Genomic DNA, 21927 nt, shown 5'->3' on the forward strand with positions numbered 1-21927 from the left:
CCAATCCTAAACGTTACCTATTATGGCAGAGCTCATTAGAATTTACGAGGAAAATCCACAAGAAAAAGAAATTAAACGTATCGCAGAAGTACTTCGTGACGGTGGGCTTATTATCTATCCTACCGATACCGTATACGGCTTAGGCTGTGATATTACAAATACGAGTGCGCTTGAAAAAATCGCCAGAATAAAAGGTGTAAAATTAGATAAAGCCAATTTTTCATTTATCTGTGAAGACCTCAGTAATTTGAGCGATTACGTAAAGCAGATTGACTCGGCTACCTTTAAAATTTTAAAACGTAACTTACCTGGTCCCTATACCTTTATTCTACCCGGTTCAAGTAATCTCCCAAAAGTTTTTAAAAAGAAAAAGACTGTAGGGATTCGTGTACCTGATAATCAAATATGCAGGGCGTTGGTTAAAGCTCTAGGCAATCCCATCGTTTCTACTTCTATCAAAGACGAAGATGAGGTCATAGAGTACACCACAGATCCTGAACTGATCAAAGAGAAATGGGACAAACTGGTCGACGTTGTAATCGATGGTGGCTATGGGGATAATGTAGCTTCTACAGTGATAGACCTCACCCAATCTGAGCCTGTGGTAATTAGAGAAGGAAAAGGTTCTACGGTAATATAGATATATGCTAGTTGATCACATTTTTATTTTTTCCACAGAAAATGGGAAAGAGGCTGATGAACTCATTAAGCAGGGTTTTGTCGAAGGACCATCACGTGTGCACCCTGGGCAGGGCACCGTTAATAGAAAATTTTTAGTTGAAAATTTTTTTCTTGAAATTCTGTGGGTGCATAATCATAACGAAATAGATCAACCAGTTTTTAAAGATATTGGTCTGTACGATCGTGCATATTTTGAAAAATTTTCGTGCTCTCGTTTTGGGTTATGCATAGTGAATACTAAAGCTACTGATGAGATTTTTGAAGATGCGATATTCTACCAACCAAAATATTTTAGCGAAGGTAAACCTATTGAGGTCGTCCGTACTGCGACAAATGCTCAAGCACCATGGACATTTAGACTTCCTTATCGGGATTACCAACCGGAGTATAAAAATAATTTGCAGGAAAAACTGCAGATTGAAAAACTTACTCGTGTTAACTTCATTTTAAAAGAATATGATTTACCGGAGAATCTTGAAAAATTGAATCAGCACGAAATTTCATTCTCTATTGGTGTAGAAAATAAACTCGAATTAATTTTTGATCATAGTAGACAAGGTAAAATTTTTGAATGTATATCATTACCCCTGATTATCAATTACTGATGTTAACCATTAAAGTAATTGGACATTAAATAAAAACAACACATAAAATCATGAAAAAATTCAATCTAATTTTATTTATTTTTTTAGCAACCTTTGGTCAGCTTTCAGCACAAGACGATGATGATGGTATCTCTGCTATGATGCAAAGCATGATGGGCGGTAATGTAGAAATCGAAGATAGTTATGCTTTTGATTATATGGTAACCACCATTATGAAGGAGTACAAAAAGGGTAAGGTAAAATCCTCACAGCAAATGTCAACCTTTTTAAGTGATGAGGCGACCTACACTACGATGTCTGAAGATAGCCACATGGTGCACGATTTCAAAAATGAGTCGGCGATTATGATCGATGTTAAAAAGAACACCGCGATGACCATGTCTACTAAAATGATGAAAAAGATGATGAATAAAGTCATTGATAAATATGAGGTGGAGATCGAGGATGAAACCGTTACGCATGAAGTGACGGATGAAACCCGAAAAATTGGGGATTACAATTGCATAAAGCACATTTTTAGTAATACCGAAAGCAATGAGAAAATGCACCTGTGGATCACAAAAGATTTAGATTTTGATTTTCAACAATTAAAAGAAGATTTGGCAGAAGGTATGGGCTTTGGTAATCTTGCCATCACGTTTCCAATGTTGGAAGGTGCTGTGATTGAAACTGAAATGTTTGATAAAAAAGGACAGAAGAAATACGTTACTACAGTAGTTGAGTTGGGCAAGACCAATAAAACTTTAAGTATGTCTGATTATAAAGTTACCAATATGTTTGGGGGATAATAGTTCAATAGCACACAAACCAAAAAGGCTACCAATTTGGTAGCCTTTCTTTTTTCTGTGTGAGAAATTCTTAGTTTCCTCCTTCTCCTGATTTTTGTTTAGCTTCTTCCATTCCTTCTTCAATCATTTCATAGAATTGATCTAATTTTGGAAGTACTACGATACGCGTACGTCTGTTTTTAGCTCTATCTGCTGCGGTATCATTACTAGCTAGTGGCACAAACTCAGATCTACCGGCAGCCGTCATACGACCTGGATCTACATCAAATTCATCTTGTAATAAGCGAACGATAGAAGTTGCTCTCAATACACTTAAATCCCAGTTATCACGTACACAGTTGTTGGTGATTGGTACATTATCTGTATGTCCTTCAACCATAAACTCTACGTCTTTTTTATCGATTACAATTTTAGCTACTTTACCAATCACCTCTTTTGCTCTTGGCTGGATGGTGTAGCTTCCGCTTTTAAATAATAGCTTATCACTAATCGATACAAATACGACTCCTTTTTCTACATTTACTTCAATATCTTCATCATTTTGATCAGACAAAGAGCGTTTTAAGTTGGTTACCAGTGCCAAGGTTACAGAATCCTTCCGCGTAAGCGCATCCTGCAAGCGGGTGATCTGTAGATCTTTTTCTTTTAAACTCTCTAGTGATTTTTCAAGATTTTCTGCTCCTTTCGCAGAAAGGGTGGTTAAGTTTCCCTGAGTACTAATCAAATCATTGTTTGATTTTCTTAGATTAGCTACTTCTTCCTTTAACGCACTTAATCGTGCCCTTGCGGCAGCTTCATCTGCCAAACACGCATTTAATTTTACAGTAGCGGTATTAAGTAAGTCTTGAGTTCGTTGTTGTTCTGCTTCTAATTCGGCGTATTTTTTATTTGATACACAACCTGTTAGAAGTATAGCCGCTGTCGCGGAAAGTAACATGATTCGTTTCATTTTGTCGTTAATTTTAATTAGTTCAATCGTAATTCAAAAGTAGCATAATGTTAAAGCTTTCGATAAAGATTAACTATACTTTAATGAAAATATTACAACTGGGTGTACTTTCTTTTTTTCTGAATAAAATAAGCAACTACAACGGATGAAATAGAGTAATATGATGCCTTTGTCTTTGCTCTTAGTAGCTTTCTTTTTCTCAAGAATTTAGGTAGTAAACGATAAAAGCTTAAGTGAGCATTGAGAATAGCCAGAAGATGTCTAGGTTTTCCTTGTAGTAAAAACATCATACCTGCGATTCCATCCAGAACCAAGCGCAAAAATAACAGCAACAAAACCTTGTTGCCGTTCACATTCTTTAATAAAGCTAAAAGTGTATTTCTAAAATTTAAGAACGTTTTCTTAGGATTCATAGCACTCAAAGAAGCCCCGCCTAAATGATAGACTACACTCTGCGGAATATACGCTACCTCAAATCCATGTTGGTGAGCTCTCCAACAAAGATCAATCTCTTCCTGATGAGCAAAAAAATCTTCATCAAATCCGCCTAATTGCTCAAACACGCTTTTTCTGATGCAGAAACAGGCTCCGCTGGCCCAGAATATTGATGTTGAATCATCGTATTGCCCGGTATCTTTTTCTAGGGTGTCAAAAATCCTTCCACGGCAGTAGGGATAGCCTAATTGATCTATAAATCCGCCCGCTGCACCTGCGTATTCAAAATAATTTTTTCGGGTGTAATCCAACAATTTAGGCTGTAGGATAGCAGTAGATTCTTCCGCGTTGAACGCAGCAGCAAGGGGAAATAACCATTCCTTAGTTACTTCAACATCACTATTGAGTAGAATTAAAATTTCTTCTTTGATGTGTCTAACTGCATGATTATAGCCCCCGGCATAGCCGTAATTTTCAGGCAATAAAATTTGATTTACCTGCGGAAAATTTTCGTTGAGGAAGGCTACAGATTCATCGGTAGAGGCATTGTCAATCACATAGATCACCGCAGTGTGAGAATGTGCAATAACCGAAGGTAGAAATTGCTCCAGCAAGGCCTTACCATTCCAATTTAAGATCGCGACGGCGATGTGAGAAACATCTTGCATACGGGGCAAAGAAAAGAAATTTACCCGTTACGTATAGGGTGGGAGCTCATTTAAAAACCGGTAAGTTTCGTTTTCATAATCAATGGTGCAAAAATAATGGCTAATGCCATTAGTTACCATAAGATAGTTTGACTTAAGTGCCATGTTATAACGTGCAATTTGATCAAAGGTAGCCTGGGTGATATTGACTTCTGGCGCTTTGCATTCAACAATCACATGAATATCGCCATTGGGTTTAAAGCATATGATGTCGTACCGCTTTGTAGTATCGTGAAGCTTGAGTTGCTTTTCGGCATTCATTAAGGAGAGCGGATAGCCTTTCTCCAGATGTAAAAATTGAATACAATGTTGACGTACCCACTCTTCAGGCGTTAGCCTGAAAAAACGCTTACGTAATGGATCATAAATCAGCGTTTGTTTCTCTTGCTTTTTGAGCCGAAAAGAGTACGAATTGAAATTAAGGGTTTGCATCCCGCAAAGTACGCTAACTCGTACCATAAATCCCAAGGTCTGGGTTGCAAAATGGATTGAAAAGGATCATATTTGTGCCAATGGATGAAGTCATTGAAATCATACGAAACCTAAAGAAAGGAATCATACACCCCGTTTATTTTTTAATGGGAGATGAGCCTTACTATATTGATATTATTTCAGATTATATTGAGTCGTCTATTTTAACCGAAGAGGAGCGTGGATTCAATCAAATGACACTTTATGGACTGGATGTGAGTATTGAAGATGTGGTGAGTAATGCCAAGCGTTTCCCCATGATGGCAGAGCATCAAGTCATCATCGTTAAAGAAGCCCAGGCGCTCTCCCGAAATATTGAAAAGCTCAAAGACTATGCTGAAAACCCTCAACCTTCTACGGCTTTAGTAATCTGTTATAAGGGCAAAACCTTAGATAAGAGAAAAGCCTTATACAAAGCTTTGAAAAAGACGGGTGTTGTCTACACCTCTAAAAAAGTACCTGACTACAAATTGGCAGATTGGATTCATCGTGCACTTACGTCAAAAGGATATAGCATAGAACCCAAAGCTGTTCAAATGTTAGCTGATTTTTTAGGGAATGATTTGGGTCGCGTGTCTCAGGAACTTGAAAAATTGAAGGTAATTATTTCTAAGGAGCAACAAATTACGGCAGCACTGGTCGAAAAGAACATTGGTATAAGCAAGGACTTTAATAACTTTGAGTTACGCGAAGCCATAGGCGAACGTAATAAAGTTAAGGCGCATCAAATTGTAAATTATTTTGGTGAAAATCCAAAAGCGCATCCCATGGTGGTTACCGTCGCCATGATTTATAGCTTTTTTAGTCAGCTATTACAATATCACGGATTGCAAGATAAATCTAAAGGAAGCGTTGCCTCTGCATTGCGTATCAATCCTTTCTTTGTCAAAGACTACGCTCTTGCTGCCCGAAACTATCCCATGAAACGCATTAGCCAAATCATTTCCTTGCTAAGAGAAACCGATTTAAAAGGCAAGGGTCTTGGTGCAACTAATATTGGACAAGGGCAGTTGCTCAAAGAGTTGCTGATTAAGATCATGGACTAGTTCTTTACTCCAATTTTTCTAGTAATACGACGGTGTATGGAGTATCTAGTTCTACCGTTCCATATACCACCTTACCGGTTTTACCAGAGTATGCATCACGCACTTCGCTTCTAGGTTCAAATCCCGGTGCAGGTATCTTCTTTTTACCTTTAGCTAAATCTAAACCAACAACCACATGATCATCAACCCCTTCTTTGGTGTAAGAGCGTTCAAAATAATAGGGTTCTACCGTGACTAGCTTATGGGTTCCTGCGGCTATGGCGGGATGTTGTTTTCTAAACTGTCCCAATTTTTGATAGTGGGCGAGTAGCTTTTTAGTTTCTTGGTTTTTTTCAATATCTTCCCAATTCATCATAGACCTTAGCGTGGCGTCGCCAACAGTTCCTTCGATAACAAGGGATCTATTGGTTTCGTCTCCGTAATAGAGTTGAGCTCCACCTGGAGAAAGCATAAGTTTTGTAGCGGCTTCCATGCTTTTTTCACGTTTAGGATCGAACGGTTGGCCATCATCATGAGAGCTTAAATAATTAAGGATATTCACCTCTTTTAGCTCCCCCTCATTCAATAGAGTTGCGTACTGAGTAAAAAGACTATCATAGGGCTTTTGAGCGTCATACTTAAATTGAAAATTGATCATATCATCAAAGCCATGATCAAAGTAATCTACTTTTTTATCGCCAAAATTAAAGGCTCTGCCGTTAGTAGCGGTATAACCGTACAACTCACCCACCATGTAAAAGTGATCGCTTAAAAAGTCCTCTTCTGGGTGATTGGATTTGTAGGTAGCAAAGGTTTTTTCTGCATACTCGGCAAGGGTTTGCCATACATCTTCTTCTACGTGTTTTACCGTATCAATTCTAAAACCATCTATACCATAATCAGTGATGTAATCAGTAAGCCATTTAACGAAATAATTTGTTGGTGTGCGTTTTAGACCGGTTTCGTCAAAGAATTCTTCCAGTTCTGCCAGTTCTTCTTCCAATCGATTTTCTGCAGTCCACTTATCGATTAGAGCTTGAGGTAATTCAACCTCCTCATCCGATTCAGTTTTAATATCCGGTAAATTCTCCACCAGGGTACAAGTTACTGCTGTTTCTTGATTTTGATAAGAGCATCCGGGTGAGGTTCTCGCCCAGGCTTCTCCCCAATAAGGATCAGCATCGGTCACCGGGCCGGTATGATTAAGCACCACATCAAATAAAACCTTGATGCCATGATCGTGGGCAGTATTAACGACTTGTTGAAGTTCTTCGGCTGTGCCAAAATTAGGTTCTATGGAAGTCCAGTCATTTGCCCAATAGCCATGAAAGCCATAGGTTACTCCTGTACCTTCATCTGTAGCATCATGAATTTGTTCCGCAACCGGCGAAAACCATAAGGCGTTGATTCCCAATTTATCGAAATAGCCTTCTTCAATTTTTTGAATGATACCGGCAAAATCGCCCCCTTCAAATCCACGCAGTTTTGCGGCTTCTTTGGTGCGGTTAAAATTGACATCATTGCTGGGATCACCATTGTGAAACCGATCGGTGAGCAAAAAGTAAAGGTTTAAGTTTTCCCAGGTAAAGGGAGTGTTGACTTCTGCAGTTTCAGTGTTGGGTTTAGCTTCTTTTTTATCAGAATTACAAGAGCTAAGAAAGAGGACAAAAAGTACGGATAGGAGTGATGCTGGTCTCATAGTTATCATTTGTGAGCCACTAAATTAAAAAATCGTGTTAATCTGATTCAGGTTATTTCAAATTTCTTCGGAATAAATCCTGAAAGCGTGTATTTTTACCGCAATGACGTCTAAAATTTCTGCCTGGATTTCTGCAGCGCGACTAAGAACACTACCCCTTTCTATTTCTGGTATTGTAGTGGGAGCTGCACTAGCGTTAAAAGCAGATGCCTTTAATAGTACAATCTTTATTTTATCTCTTTTAACCACAATTGGTTTGCAAGTGCTTTCAAATTTTGCAAATGATTATGGTGACGGGGTTAAAGGAACAGACAATGAAGATCGTGTTGGTCCTATGCGTGCAATACAAAGCGGTATGATCACCGATGCCGAAATGAAAAAGGGGATTATCCTTACTGTCATCCTAACGTTTTTAATGGCGGTGGCACTCATCTACGTGTCTTTTGGACAAGACAATTTTATCATAAGTCTTATCTTTTTAGTATTGGGAATTGGGGGAATTGCTGCGGCTATTTTATATACGGTGGGCAAAAGTGCTTATGGATATAAAGGGCTAGGTGATGTATTTGTATTTATATTTTTTGGACTTGTGAGTGTATTAGGGTCCACCTTTTTATATACACAAGAGTTACAAATCATGTATATTTTTCCTGCTCTGGCTATTGGTTTATGGAGTACTGCTGTACTTAACTTGAATAACTTACGTGACGTGGTAGGTGATCAAAACGCTAATAAAAATACATTAGTAGTTAAGATGGGCTATAACAATGGGAAGAAATACCATGCAGGACTTATTTTTGGCGGAATATTAGCTGTATTGGTATACGGCTTATACGCCGAAATACCTCTTTATTACTGGGTCACGCTAATCCCATGTGCCCTATTAATTGGTCATTTAAAACGTGTACTGCCTGAAAAAATGCCCGTGCGATTAGATCCCGAACTTAAAAAAGTGGCGCTCTCTACGTTTTTGTTTAGCGTAATGTTTCTAGGTATAATCGTAGCTTCTTCCATATGAAAGCAACCTACCACCGACATGTATTAGAATTTAAGCGCCCCAGCGGGACTTCTCGCGGAGTTTTAAAAATCAAAGAAACCTGGTTTTTGATTATTCAAGATGGTGAACGAAAGGGAATTGGAGAATGTGGCTTGTTGCGTGGTCTAAGTGTGGATGATCGCCCAGACTATGAGGAAAAATTACAGTGGGTGTGTGAAAATATTGCGTTAGGACCAGAGATGCTGTGGAATTCTCTTACCGAGTTTCCTTCTATCCAGTTTGGGGTAGAAATGGCATTTCAATCCTTAAGGTCTCAGCAGCCTTTTGAATTATTCCCTTCGGCTTTTACGCGTGGGGAGGAGGCAATTCCTATCAATGGGTTAGTGTGGATGGGTGAGAAGCAGTTTATGAAGGAACAAATTGTTTCAAAAATTAAGGAAGGCTTCCGTTGTATCAAATTGAAAATTGGAGCGATTGACTTTCAGGAAGAACTGGAATTATTAGGCTATATTCGAAGCGAGTTAAGCAGCGCCGATATCGAACTTAGAGTGGATGCAAACGGTGCGTTTTCCGCGAAAGCGGCATTAAAAAAATTAGAACAATTGGCTCAGTTTGATTTGCATAGCATAGAACAACCCATCAAGCCCAACCAGTGGCACGAAATGGCACAATTATGTGAGAAAACTCCTTTGCCCATCGCGTTGGATGAGGAGTTGATCGGTGTAACAAATAATGAAACTAAACGTCTTGTCTTGGATACGATTCAGCCTCAATTTGTCATTTTTAAACCCAGTTTAATTGGCGGATTTAAAGGAACTCAAGAATGGATTGATGCCTGTGAGACGCGAAACGTAGATTGGTGGGTGACCAGTGCGCTGGAGAGCAATGTGGGACTAAATGCAATTAGTCAATGGACGTTTACGAAAAATGTTTCCATGCCACAAGGGCTGGGAACAGGGGGTTTATATACCAATAATATTACCAGTCCTCTTGAAATAAAAAAGGGGTTTATTCATTATAATCCTGAAAAGGATTGGATTTTTAATTTTTAATCAATGTTTATAAAACAAGCATATAAAGCACAACACGAATTTTGGCGGTATTTAATAGGGTCTGTTGTCATATTCATTGCATCTCTCATCGGTCAGGTGCCATTCATGGTAGCACTCTTTGTGAATAAGGACTTTAATCCTTTTGGGGATGAAGCCGTCATACTTGGGTTACTGGAACCCAACTTGAATCTCTTTTTATTGATGATCTCTTTTGTTTTTGCCTTAGTGGGAATTTATGTCGCGGTACATTTTATTCATTCGCAAAAATTTAAAGACATTATCACGTCCCGATTCAAAATAGATTGGGGTAGGGTATTGGTTGGTTTTATAGCCGTCGCTTTAGTGCTCGTTCCATTAACACTCTATGATTATTATGCTAATCCCGCAGACTATATATGGAACTTTAAGCCTGATAAATTTGTGATTTTGTTAATGATTGCAGTAATACTGATTCCTATTCAAACCACGGTTGAAGAACTTGTTTTTAGGGGATATCTCATGCAAGGTTTTGGCATATTTTCCGGTAGTCGTTTTATCGCTTTGTTGGCGACTTCACTTATCTTCGGATTGCTTCATATCGCCAATCCCGAAATTGCTAAAATGGGATATATTGTAATGGTTAGTTACATTGGGACCGGTTTTTTCTTAGGAATCTTGACGTTAATGGATGAAGGTATCGAACTTGCTATGGGCTTTCATGCTGGCAATAACCTTCTTATTGCCTTATTGGTTACGGCAGATTACACGGCCTTACAAACACATTCTCTTTTGAAATCCATAGCTGACCCAAAGGTAGGGATGGAAGTATTTATTCCGGTGTTAGTCATTTATCCGTTGATTTTACTTATTTTCTCAAGGCTGTATAAATGGAGCAATTGGAAAGAAAAGTTATTCGGAAAGGTGACTTCGCCATCGCTTGTAGATAAATCGACAGAAATTTAATACCCAGGTCACCTTTTCTTAACGTATAAGTGGTATTCTTCTGTTCTTAAACGACCATTAAGTTACTGCGTATGAAAAGCGTTGATATCCATCCATCATTTAAATTAAATGGGCAACCGTATGGTGCCAAAGATTTGGAATCTGTAGGGTATAATCTCATCAAAGAAGGGGAGCCCCATGAAGAGTCTATCGGTAGTTTTTTATTGGACTGGCTTAACGCCGAAGAAAGCATAACGGTACAAACTTCGGGTTCTACGGGTACGCCTAAAGCGATTAAACTCAGCAAAGAGCATATGGTAAATAGTGCCCTTGCCACCGGAAGCTTTTTTGAACTGCCTGAAAATAGCACAGCCTTACTATGCCTCCCTGCCGAATATATAGCGGGCAAAATGATGTTAGTGAGAGCAATGGTCTTGGGTTGGCAGTTGGATGTTGTGGTGCCACGGGCTAATCCGCTGGATCAGGTGTACAAACGATATGATTTTTGTGCGATGACCCCTTTTCAATTGGATAATTCATTAAGCCGATTGCATTTGATCAAAAAACTGATCGTGGGTGGGGGAGCAGTCTCTACCAATCTCATGAAGCTGGTTGAAGGAATTAAAACCAAGGTATATGAAACCTATGGTATGACCGAAACCATCACGCATATCGCCGCCCGCAGGATTAATCCTAAAAAACCTAAACGCGGAATTATTCCGTTTAAAATTTTGCCAAACGTAGCTATAACTATAGATCAGCGTGATTGTTTAGTGATCAAGGCGCCTAAAATATCTTATGACGCTATCGTTACGAATGATGTCGTAGAACTGGTCACCTATAAAAAATTTATTTGGCGTGGTCGATACGATAATGTGATCAACAGTGGCGGAATTAAACTCTACCCGGAAGAGATTGAAGCCAAACTTGAAAAAATCATCGGGCATAGATTTTTTGTAACTGCCTTACCAGATGATGCCTTGGGAGATAAATTGATACTGGTGGTGGAGCGAGAATTTTCTCAGGAAGCGCTGGATTCCTTGACTCAAGAAATCAAACAGCTTAAAAGTCTGGATCGTTTTGAATATCCTAAGAAAATTCTATTTATAGACACCTTTATCCAAACTCAAACCGGAAAAATTCATCGCAGTAAAACTCTTGAAAAAAAGCTAGTCTAGTTTTTCTCTTTTTTGTTGAAGGCATTCGCAATTGGTGTGATGATTAACAAAGAAAGAAATCCTACTACTAACCCTGTAATGAATTCTCCCATTATTGAGGGGAGGTCATGCATTAAATCATGAATAAAGTGAACGTTATGAACAAAAATTCCGCCGGCAACTAAAATCATGGCCAGCGTTCCAATAACAGCAAGACCTCGTATGAGGTAAGGTAAAGTTTTTATTAGTGCATTGCCAAGCCAGTCTTCAAAACCTGTAGTATTATCATCAATGGCAATAAGTCTAAATCCAAAATCATCCATTCGCACAAGTAGCGCAACTATGCCGTATACTCCAACCGTGGCTAAAAGGGCTACCACAGATACTACAACGACTTGAATTTGCATAGGTTCATCCACGACAGTGCCCAACGCAATAATGATAATTTCAATGGATAGGATAAAGTCTACGGTAATGGCTGCTTTGATTTTTTCCTCTTCATACTCCATGGCTTCAGCTCTGGTCATTTCTTTGATCGCCCTCTTCTTCTTTTGATGCCCTCTGTGAAAGATCCATTCGTAGATTTTTTCAGCACCCTCAAAGGCGAGGTATATTCCGCCAATTAACAAAATAGCAATGATGGCTGGTGGAAAATACGCACTTAATAAAAAAGCAATGGGAAGAATAATGATTTTGTTGAGAAAGGATCCTTTCGTGATTTTCCATAAGACAGGTAATTCCCGGGATGATACAAATCCAGAAGCTTTATCAGCATTTACGGCCAGGTCATCAGCGAGGATACCTGCAGTTTTTTTAGTCGCCACTTTGCTCATGGATGCTACGTCATCCATAAGTAGTGCTATATCATCAAATAAGGCAAAAAATCCTGAAGCCATATAATGTTTTTTTTGTTGGTTGGTTTTCAGAAATTAAGGGTGAATTTCATCCTTTCTTTTCTAGGGATAACATTGGTTAAGTCGGTTAAATACGAACAAATTCAAGAACGCCCGAAAATTTTAAACTAAGCTACTTTTTAGGAATATTTTAGTGATTAAAATGTAATAACAGTCTGAGGATAGTCATCTTTTTGTATAAGCTTTTGGATATAAGACATCATCTATTATTACTTAAGTGTTAAATTAATTTTCTGGAAGTAAACTGTGGTGTTAGAATAAAATGCGTGATCAATTTTTACTGAGACTTTTGGATAAACTTATCTATCTAGTGAAATCATACTTTTTAACTCCATCAGGAGTTTCACTAATGTAATATTTATCAAAATTAGTATAGAAATCCAATTCACGAAGATAATACGACTTAACTATGCGCAATGGATAGTTTTCTGCGGTGGATTTCAATCTGAGAAATTGTGTTATCAGGTCAAACTCGCTCTTCCTGATCGATAAAAATTCTATCCTGTAATACGGTTTATTTTCATAATTCCCAGATGTTAGGTCAACAATAGATTCTGTGCCATTAGTAATATTGATCTGGATCATTCTATCGGGCAAATTCCATTGTTTATAGTAATCACTACTTAAATGATATTCGTATAAATATGCTTCATAATCTATATTATTATATTCCTGATATTTTACTTCATGCGTAACTTGGCCATTTTCGTCTGTGTGAGCATACACTACTCGTTGCATACCTAGTTCAGATTCGTATTTTTTCATCCAATTAGTTTTACCATACGTCCTATACATGTCGTGCAATGCAGCGTTTAGTTCTATACTATCAAATACTTTTGCCGTAGCCCAACATGTTAGTATGTTCAAATCTGAATCTGTTTCAATCTCGACTAAAGATGCTTTCAAACCAAAAAATTGAGCCATACTATCTCGTTCAAAAGACTTGAAATAATATCTTTTTTCATCAAATGTAATGTAGCCACCTTGTGCTATCGCCGGCGCATCTACTATTGCAATTGTGGGAGGATTGGAAAAGCTGTAATCGCTTTCGAATGTATCGATCACTTTGGACATTAAGGCCTTTACATCCTCCTCAAAAGTCAATTTGGTTAGATCAAATTGTGCATTTTCTTCAAGACTGCGGGGTTGTTCAAAGTTCTCTTTTTTTCCGGCACATGACAACAGTATCAATAGTACTATACTCCAACAATATTTCATTCTCCAATTAAATTTTAATTATCGATTTCTATTCTATCCGGTAAAGCTATTTGACCGACAGCATTTTCTAGCCATATACTCAGACCTCTCAAAGTTATATTTTTTTGATGTAGTATTTCTTTTGCTTTTAATATGTCTTCTTCAGAAAAAATAAGAGTACCGCAATATGCTCTTTCAGGATCTATTCGTTGCTCTATAGTTGCGCTATCGATCAATCCAATATGATCTTTTTTATTTCGTTCAAAATTACCAGCCACTTGTAATCTTACAAGGATATATTCCACTCCATCTTCGATATATCCAATAGTCATAATCCAAATATTCTCCAACAAACGATGTTCTGCTAATGGACTATAAATTTCAATCTGAAGTTTAGAATGATTATGTTTCCATTTAATTTTTATTAAGTCGACGATAGGAGGCATTACAAACTCTTGATGTTCCTTAAGAATTAACTTAATTTCATCAGGAGCTTCTTGATTCATTTGCGACAATTGATCTTTTTGACCAATGCGATCAAATTCCTTTGGATTCAAGGGAGATTTTTTAATAGGTCTATCTAAACAAATTTCTTGAGGTAAGTTACTGACAACTTGCAAATCGTCATCTCTTATATCAGCAAATACTAAGATCAAACCCAGAGGACCTCGATCAAGAAGTTTAAAGGGAGTTTTATCTTCGAACATTGAAAGATTGTTGTTATTTCTTCGATTTTTCACTAATTGTCTTAAAGGAATTTCATCGTAGTTTTGTACTTCAGGGCTTGATACCTCTTTTAATTTCCAAGTAAAATTTACAGTGTTATGATACAGTGCTTTTTTTGAATCATCTTGTAGATCCCAACCTCCATTATACCAGATGAATTCCTTAATTTCGTGAATATCTAATTCCCTCCCAGGGGAATTTAGTAACTCTACAGTGTAATATTGCGTTCTTGGAACTATTTTAGATTCATATGCAGCAAAAACGGGAAATTTTTCTGCCAAATGAAAGCCCGCTTCACCCATAAAATACCACGGATGATCATATCCGTTCATAGGTTGACTATCAGACTTTAAATATCTTTTTAAGGGTCTAGGTAACGTGTCTGCGGGAAAAACGTGTTGATACCAATATCCATTAATCAGTTTATCATCCACCATTTTTTTTCCTTTAAGCAATATTATAAGATCTTCTCTAAGTTTTATTGAATCAATATATACAATATCCTTTAGCCTATTTTGTTCTGCATCATTTCTTATGTCATTGTTTTCATAAAGTACAATCGCATTGGGAGGTTTACGCCAACGCCAGCTATAATCAGAAGTTCCATAATTGTAGTTAAATGAAAAAATTTTGGTGTCGCCAATGGAAACGCTCTTTTTTGAACATGTAAGCAAAATAGTTTGCCGTGCAGTAACCATTCTACTTGTATCATCGACGTGTCCCCATGCCATTGGATCGTAGTATTTTTTTTCTTCGAACTCAAAATAATGCGGGTTTTCTGATAGAACTTTTGATTGAGAGAATAAATCTCCGGCAACATCTTTGGTAGGATGCACTAACCGCCATCGCTGTGAAAAGTAGGTTTGTTCATCAATCCATAAAATAGCAACTTTCTGTTTTTGATCATCTGCAATATTGGATAGTTTAACAAATTTGTAAAAATTAGTAGTTCCATCATTATATCCATCACCGTCCTTAATTGGGCCATTTAAAAATCGATACATGATACTGTTGAATTTTTCCTGCTGAAATATCGGTCTCTTTGCCAGTAAAGAATGCATTTCACCTCCATATTTAGGTGTCCAACGTTCAAACCAATGACTGTATCCTATACCAATGTCTAACACTTCTTGATAATCAATGGTACGTCTTTGAGTAGTTCTATAATTACCTTTTAAATCAGAACCAGGAAATGATGTATTCTCACTATACATAACTGAAACTCGTGAAGGAATTGAGTTATTCAATGGCATATCTGTAGGTGGATCAGACGGGAAAATTCTATCTTTATCTATTCTTACGTTACGAATTAAGCGATCTATGAAAATCGCCACGTCAGGATTTTCATCATCTTCATTTTTCTCATATAATTTTTCATAAAATGCTTTTGGTAAGAAATATATGTTAGATTCCTTAGGGTCTCTTTGTTCATCTATTCTTACAGTAGCAGACCGGCCGTCTTCCCCATCAGAATTTTTTACTTCATCTATTCTTATAGCAGCAGGTCGGCCATTTTCCTCAGTAGACATTAAATTTTTTAACTCGACGCTTCCAAACGTAATTACGGCATTTATCAAAGGAGATGGATCGTTTTCTTTCATCAAGGGATCTTTAATAGAAGATACAATAGTTGATGTAATAATAGTTACAAGTAATGGCCAAAGGATAATTAATATAATTCCCACTATAGCGGTTATAATATCAAGAATTAAAACCAGTACAGCCGAAAAGAGATATTCCAATGCTGTTTTTAGATATTCAAATGGCCATGGAAAATCCGGAATCCAAGAGAATAGAGTATCACGTATTCCGTTGATGGCTTCAACTGGCTCAGTAAAAAGTCTAGGTTTTAATAATTCGTCGATAGCAAGTTTATGGTATTCTCTATTTACGGATTTACCAACAATACGATTTAAAATTTTACTATCATCTTCAAAAACTTTTTGCACATGCTTTGTTCTAATGTCCAAGTAATCTTGAAAATCTAAGACTGGTAAAGGAGGTCTGTCATCAATTTCATACCAAACCAGAGGTTTCATTGGTACTACACTAAAATCAGTTGCCAAATACCCATGATTAAGAAACATAGTAAATAAACTAAATCTCGCAGCAGATGGATGTCCTTTGTAATCGTCTTTAAGTTCTGATGGAACTTCAGGCTTAGATATATCCTTACCGTAAAATGCGGAATCCATTTTAATAAAATTACTTGGAACAGGTTTATTATCTTCAGTCCAGAATAATTCACTTAGCTTCAGATGGAAATATTGATTTTTATTTTTAACCTTAGCGAGAAGACGTCCTCTGCTTGCAGCAAGCATATCAAATTTTGGAAGAGGAATTGATTTTCCATTTGATTTATTTCTATATGCAATCGCCACCTCGTTTTCATCTAAAGGGTCAATAAGGGGTATATAACTACCATCAGCTTGCTCTACTAAAACTATACCTTCTTCATTTAGTATAAAACGTTGTCTTAGTCCTGAAGGATCAAAGCCAAATGAGATAGATGAATAAGCAGGATTAAAACTATCTATCGCTTTCCCATTGAATCTTCCAGGGACGTTTTTTTTTATGGACCTATCTTTCATAAGCCATTCTCCGCGCTTTGCTCCTATTTCAGGCATAATGTTTTAATTAATTTTTAAAAAAAGTAAGAATATTCTTGATCTAGTTATTTATAGTCTGGATTTTGATTCGAGATTATTTGCTTAAGCTTAAGTCAATAGTATTTGTTATTTAAGTAAGGATCAAAATATTAATATTACACTAAGACTCTTTCAATTAGTGAGAAATTCTAAATCGTATTTTTTATTTTAGTTTATTACTTTTTATGATGTTTATAAATTAAGGTTAACACTACTAATGAGCTTTAAGGTTAAATTGTAATAGTTGAGAAATTACTGCTGTTTAGCGCAGTGTATCTTATGCAGAATATAATTTAGTTTCAAAAAAGCTGATTTTCTTATTTAAAACTTTCGTATAAAACAGTAAGATGATCTTTTTGACGTTGCTGAGCAAAAGACAAGGTATAGGCAAATCAATTCAGAAATGAGTATGCTAAACGAGAGAATAAAAAGATTATGTATCAATGTGTAATTAAACCTGTTGAATCATATACTCAATTCATGATTGTTTTTGATAGGAAAAAATATAATAAAACAGTTAAAATTATAATTATATGGTTTAGTTGATAATTTAATGTGTGACCAAGTAATGAATTACGTAATAAGCAAAAGGCGAGATAGGTGATATAAGTATATTAAAATTTTTCTTTAATGTCTGCTTTGGCTTGCTGTCTAATCCTAAATCTACAATTTTTTTACCTGTAATGAAATGATTGATTATAAGATTCTATGGATTAATAGTTTAGCTTTTATGGCGTTAAGTAATAGTTGCCTTTGCGACCACAAGTTTTTACTCCATTCTTCTAAACTCAGTCGCTCCGTGTAAGGCGCAAATGGATTTGAACACTTCATCTTGGTTTTGTGTTTTATTCCAACCCATTTTTGCCAACTCTTCTCTTACTTGATTTTCAGTTTTGTCCTTTACAAAGTGGTAATAAGCAAAATCAACAACCTCGCCTGGTATTCGTTCTATCGAATAAGAAATAAGACCTGACGAAAGTCGTAAAACCCCTACGAAATAGGTAATTACCAATTGTAAAACCCAACTTATTAATAAACCTATCCAACCTGTATTTAATGATTTTAATGTTAAGCCTGCTTCAAATCTTGCTTTCATTAATTCCCAAAAGCTAAAAACTTGAATGTTGTTTTCATTAAGGATGAGTTGATATTGGAAGTATTGATTGGACGTATAGGTGATTAAAATCATTCCAATTAGTAAATAATGTAAATGGTCATAAAACGTATAATTACCGGCCTTTATGAATTGTTTTAAGATAAATCCCATAGCGATGGCTACTCCAATTTCAAAAAGGAAAATGATATAAACTCCTAGTACAGAAAGAAAAGCTATAATAAATCCAAGAACCAGGGCCGTAATTATTCCTCCAAGAATAGGAATCCATAATTGTGGATTTTTCTGTCGTTTGGGTCGGGGTAAACTTTTAGGAATTTCGTAATCATCCCAATTATTCGCTTTTTCTACTTCATCTTCTAATTCAGCTAAGGCTTTCTTATCAAATTCTTTTTCAGTTTGTTGAAAGGCGTATTTAAATAGTCGGACTCTTTTTGAATTTCGTCCATTATCCCACATTTCATTTCCAAGCGAAATACTCACTACTCTAACCCTTCCATATTCATAGGTTACTGAGATTTTTTCAGTCCAAATGTTCCAACTTCCTTTTCGTTTCGCTTCTGCCGAGTTTTCATCTTGAAAAACCAAATCCCATGCTAATTTTTCAAATGTTTTTACAACAATTGGTATGAAAACAGTTTTACTTAAACCGGTTCTAAATTCATCTTCAAATTTTGGAGTCCAATGGACCCTGTGCTTTTTCTTAATGGTGGATTCATAATCCTTTAATTCTTGGGTCATCTTTTATGATAGTGTACTTGTTGTTTATTTTTGCAGTGACATTTATTTCTTACATAAAGTAACTATTATTCAAATATAGCTAAGGCTATAATTTAATCCTATTAGACTGTTGGGGTTTTGAAGCTGTACCGCATTGCAATTAGTGTAAAGAGGGAATTTTATCCTGGTAAAACAATTCTTTTTAGGCCTTTACCATGTAGTTTTATTAATCTGTCTTCTAATTGAGTAAGTATTTCAGGACATCCCTTTTGATAGTCGCTACATTTAATTTTTATTTTAGAATCAATAAATAAAAACTCAACTTCAATCATACTATTACACGTTGTCAAATTCTCATACAAACTATCCATTTCAAAAATCCCATTGTCCATCAAATCATTTATAAGGGCAATTACAGCACCATCACTTAATCTAACCATTGATTCATTCTGATACTCAGGATAATCTTCAAGATAGTCAGATTTTGAAGGAATATAGGTCAATTCATTGCCCTTTAATTCAAATGAATCCCAATGAAAGGCTCCTCTTGTGAGGGTTAGTTTAAGATGAGAAAAATCACTTGAATCAATTTTTGTACTAGTTAAAATTGATTTTGCTTTTTGTAACGAATCAGATCTGGTGTCTTTAGAGTTCTCTATATGATTCTGCTGACACGTCAGCACTAATAAACCGCTTATAAATACTACAATCACTGAAAGTATATTCCTTTTCCAATACTTAGTTTTCAGTCCCTTTAAATTCTTATGAGAATAAATTAATTCTATTTGTTTTTGCATTTTTTTTTCAATCTATAAGTCCGTCAAATTCTCTACAATGGGATTTGTATCCCGCCTTCTATGATCTGCCAGCTGGTGGAGAGAGGAATGCAAAAAAAGTGCCCTTTGGGCCATTGCCTTCAATGGTTTTTGTATGGCTTGAGGTGGTTTTAAAGCACTTCCCTTTCGTAGTCAACTGGCTACTTATAATTCAATATCTCTATGGTTTTATCAATCCACTCGTAAGGTTCAATCGTTTCATCAAAATAATAATCGGGTAGTATTCCTTTTCCATCAATTGTCATTTCAGGAATTCTGTAACTTTTTGACAAACCATACCACAATTTAAATTCTTTTGATGGTGATGTAATATTGTACATGTTTGAAATATCTAATACACCTGCCGTAGTGGCTCCTATTAGTTTTACTTTTTTACTTTGTTTTGCTTCTAGTAAAAATTGTTCTGTAGTACTACCACAAAATCTATTGATCAAAATGGCTACATTCTTTGGGTTTGGATAGACCGTTTTGAGCGTGTCAATGCTTACAATACTTTCATCTAAGTTCACAAATTTTCCGATATGCTTGTTTAATTTGTTTAAACCTTCTTCTGCCCATTTTTTATCATCATTTGACCAGTCTGGATCATTCATAAAATCAACCATTCGTTGATTGTTTAATGCTGTTGATAAATATGCTACACCGACTTTTCTTATTGGGTTTGTATATAAGTAAGGCATTATTTCTTCATAACTATAATCTGATCCACCACCATTGTATCTTACGTCTATAATGAGATTCTCAGTACTCTTTAATAAATTATCATGGCTGCTTAATAAACTATCAATATATTTTTTGTTAGAATAATTAAATGATGGAACTTTCAATAGCAAGGTATTATCCAATATCTTTTCTAAAGAAGGTTTGCCGGCATTCATTAAATTATAATAACGGTCAATATTTTGATCTGCTTTGATTTGTGGCAACACCCTTTTAAGAAGAATAAAGCCTGAACCAGCACGTATGTAATTCTTGCCCCATAATTCAACTATCTCAAAATTTCGTTCTGAATGATCACCCATATAATACTTCATATTATACGCGCCTTCATTTGATTTCGAAATTTCAAGTTTCACTTGATTTTTTTGCCAATTAGGACGTGTTGTGTTGATTATAAATCCTACATATTCTCTGTTTGGATATTTATCGTCTTTTATTATTCCAATTGTATAAGGTTCTGAAAACCATACACCTTCAAAACCTGGATTGTTTCCAAGTTTATCGATGTAGTCATTAAATTGTTGTTCCTCAATTAGATATTTCTCTGAATTTTTATACTTCTCTATGATTTCTTCGTCTGATGGTCGAGTTTGCTCACCTGTATTTTGGCTTTGAGCTATTAACTGAACATTGAGATGGCCTTCTCTAAAAAACCTTGTCCAGTCATTTAGTAATTTATGGCATTCATTCAAGTCTGATATTTTTGACGCTTTTTCAATATAATGTGTATTATGTATCGCATAAGAACCTTCTCCTTTTAGGTCAATAACATATTGAAATCCTGCATCATTTTTTTCAAATGTTTCAGTGAGCCATTTTAGGTTCGCAGCACAGTCAGACGTTTGTGAAAATCCATTGTACGATAGTTGAATGAGAACTATAAGGATAATTATTTTTTTCATTTTTAGATGGTTTACGATTTATTACCTCGTTTAATGAGTTATGGTCTAGAAAACTACTTTTCCTTTAATATATCCCGTATGATTTTAAGATGATGTTCTGTATGAATAGTAAGAAACTTAATAGTCTCGTCTCTATTCATAGTCCCAAGAATAGGATGATTAAAGTGCTTCTTTTCTGCAAGCGTCGGTAACTTTTCGACTGTAGCAATGGCTTCATCAAAATGTGTTTGTAAGGTGTTTATAGTGATAGTTCCTTTTGGACTTACGGACTCTGGCGCAGTCACTTTTCCTCTAGGTAACGTGTAAGAGGTAAAGACATAGTCTCGTGTCGTATTGGAATCCCCTTGGTAATTACTTTCATCAGAATATTGGAGTGCTTTGTGTAACTGATTTACCATTAAATAAATGTGATCCATATGCCACGCAACTGGAGCTTCTGACACTTCAAGGTTTATGGTATCCCTTAGAGCAATATAGGATGCCGCCTCATTCAGTTTTAATTCAAGATCAGAATTTTCTTTGTTTGACTCCATACTTGTAGCGCTGCTTAATAAGAAGACACCTCCCACTAAGATATAGATGATATGCATCTGAATTTTCATAAGTCTTTTTTTAACGTTATTTAGCTCAAAAATAGTCCTGAAATCAGTACGTTATAAAAAA

Annotated in this window: 19 protein-coding genes; 8 read left to right on the forward strand and 11 right to left on the reverse strand. The window is 36.1% G+C overall.

What is annotated here, in order from left to right; translation table 11 throughout:
• Positions 1-22: 22 nt before the first annotated feature.
• Genes ABD000_RS06635 through ABD000_RS06645 form a run of 3 tightly spaced genes read left to right on the forward strand, consistent with a single transcriptional unit; the run spans position 23 to position 2074 of the window.
• Positions 23-640 carry an L-threonylcarbamoyladenylate synthase gene (locus tag ABD000_RS06635; RefSeq protein WP_343765016.1) on the forward strand — a complete coding sequence of 206 codons (618 nt, stop codon included), beginning with the start codon at positions 23-25 and terminating at the stop codon, positions 638-640.
• A 4-nt stretch (positions 641-644) separates the two neighbouring features.
• Entirely contained in the window at positions 645-1286 is a 642-nt protein-coding gene (locus tag ABD000_RS06640; RefSeq protein WP_343765017.1) for a hypothetical protein, read from the forward strand.
• 50 nt (positions 1287-1336) lie between these two features.
• Entirely contained in the window at positions 1337-2074 is a 738-nt protein-coding gene (locus tag ABD000_RS06645; protein WP_343765020.1) for a hypothetical protein, read from the forward strand.
• Positions 2075-2144: 70 nt separating this feature from the next.
• Here ABD000_RS06645 and ABD000_RS06650 read toward each other — a convergent pair whose 3' ends face one another.
• From ABD000_RS06650 to ABD000_RS06660, 3 genes are all read right to left on the reverse strand, one after another.
• A complete protein-coding gene (locus ABD000_RS06650; RefSeq protein WP_343765021.1) occupies positions 2145-3023 on the reverse strand; it encodes an OmpA/MotB family protein in 879 nt (292 codons plus the stop codon).
• A gap of 92 nt (positions 3024-3115) precedes the next feature.
• Positions 3116-4126, reverse strand: coding sequence for a glycosyltransferase family 2 protein (locus tag ABD000_RS06655; RefSeq protein ID WP_343765022.1), 1011 nt, complete (start codon positions 4124-4126; stop codon positions 3116-3118).
• 27 nt (positions 4127-4153) lie between these two features.
• Complete coding sequence (locus ABD000_RS06660; protein ID WP_343765023.1) at positions 4154-4624, reverse strand: type I restriction enzyme HsdR N-terminal domain-containing protein; 471 nt, start codon at positions 4622-4624, stop codon at positions 4154-4156.
• Positions 4625-4677: 53 nt separating this feature from the next.
• Between ABD000_RS06660 and holA the strand changes: the two genes are divergently transcribed.
• Positions 4678-5682 carry a DNA polymerase III subunit delta gene (gene holA / locus ABD000_RS06665; protein WP_343765103.1) on the forward strand — a complete coding sequence of 335 codons (1005 nt, stop codon included), beginning with the start codon at positions 4678-4680 and terminating at the stop codon, positions 5680-5682.
• Between the two features lie 4 nt (positions 5683-5686).
• Here the strand turns inward: holA and ABD000_RS06670 are convergent, their stop codons facing one another.
• On the reverse strand, positions 5687-7360 hold the full coding sequence (locus ABD000_RS06670) for an alpha-amylase family glycosyl hydrolase (RefSeq protein ID WP_343765024.1): 1674 nt from the start codon (positions 7358-7360) through the stop codon (positions 5687-5689).
• A 103-nt stretch (positions 7361-7463) separates the two neighbouring features.
• Between ABD000_RS06670 and menA the strand changes: the two genes are divergently transcribed.
• The 4 genes from menA to ABD000_RS06690 all read left to right on the forward strand — a co-directional run bounded on the left by menA (position 7464) and on the right by ABD000_RS06690 (position 11508).
• Positions 7464-8378, forward strand: a complete 915-nt coding sequence (gene menA, locus ABD000_RS06675) for a 1,4-dihydroxy-2-naphthoate octaprenyltransferase (RefSeq protein WP_343765026.1) — start codon at positions 7464-7466, stop codon at positions 8376-8378.
• Positions 8375-9409, forward strand: a complete 1035-nt coding sequence (locus ABD000_RS06680; RefSeq protein ID WP_343765028.1) for an o-succinylbenzoate synthase — start codon at positions 8375-8377, stop codon at positions 9407-9409. Before menA ends, ABD000_RS06680 begins: the two co-directional genes overlap by 4 nt.
• Positions 9410-9412: 3 nt before the next feature.
• Positions 9413-10351, forward strand: a complete 939-nt coding sequence (locus tag ABD000_RS06685; RefSeq protein WP_343765029.1) for a CPBP family intramembrane glutamic endopeptidase — start codon at positions 9413-9415, stop codon at positions 10349-10351.
• A gap of 71 nt (positions 10352-10422) precedes the next feature.
• Complete coding sequence (locus tag ABD000_RS06690; RefSeq protein WP_343765030.1) at positions 10423-11508, forward strand: AMP-binding protein; 1086 nt, start codon at positions 10423-10425, stop codon at positions 11506-11508.
• Here ABD000_RS06690 and ABD000_RS06695 read toward each other — a convergent pair.
• The 7 genes from ABD000_RS06695 to ABD000_RS06725 all read right to left on the reverse strand — a co-directional run bounded on the left by ABD000_RS06695 (position 11505) and on the right by ABD000_RS06725 (position 21866).
• The gene (locus tag ABD000_RS06695) at positions 11505-12383 is read right to left on the reverse strand and encodes a DUF808 family protein (protein WP_343765032.1); all 879 of its coding nucleotides are present in this window, start codon (positions 12381-12383) and stop codon (positions 11505-11507) included. The two genes, ABD000_RS06690 and ABD000_RS06695, sit on opposite strands and share 4 nt — an antisense overlap.
• 321 nt (positions 12384-12704) lie before the next feature.
• Positions 12705-13619 carry a hypothetical protein gene (locus ABD000_RS06700; RefSeq protein WP_343765034.1) on the reverse strand — a complete coding sequence of 305 codons (915 nt, stop codon included), beginning with the start codon at positions 13617-13619 and terminating at the stop codon, positions 12705-12707.
• A gap of 14 nt (positions 13620-13633) precedes the next feature.
• Positions 13634-16951 (reverse strand): hypothetical protein, encoded by a 3318-nt coding sequence (locus ABD000_RS06705; protein ID WP_343765036.1) that lies wholly within the window; start codon positions 16949-16951, stop codon positions 13634-13636.
• 790 nt (positions 16952-17741) lie between these two features.
• Complete coding sequence (locus ABD000_RS06710; RefSeq protein WP_343765039.1) at positions 17742-18827, reverse strand: hypothetical protein; 1086 nt, start codon at positions 18825-18827, stop codon at positions 17742-17744.
• Between the two features lie 158 nt (positions 18828-18985).
• Positions 18986-19603 carry a hypothetical protein gene (locus ABD000_RS06715; protein ID WP_343765042.1) on the reverse strand — a complete coding sequence of 206 codons (618 nt, stop codon included), beginning with the start codon at positions 19601-19603 and terminating at the stop codon, positions 18986-18988.
• Positions 19604-19782: 179 nt separating this feature from the next.
• Positions 19783-21264: a S41 family peptidase gene (locus tag ABD000_RS06720; RefSeq protein ID WP_343765045.1), complete on the reverse strand. Its 1482-nt coding sequence runs from the start codon at positions 21262-21264 to the stop codon at positions 19783-19785.
• Between the two features lie 53 nt (positions 21265-21317).
• Positions 21318-21866, reverse strand: coding sequence for a DinB family protein (locus tag ABD000_RS06725; protein WP_343765048.1), 549 nt, complete (start codon positions 21864-21866; stop codon positions 21318-21320).
• Positions 21867-21927: the final 61 nt, after the last annotated feature.

The organism is Gangjinia marincola, assembly GCF_039523415.1.
Lineage (GTDB): Bacteria > Bacteroidota > Bacteroidia > Flavobacteriales > Flavobacteriaceae > Gangjinia > Gangjinia marincola.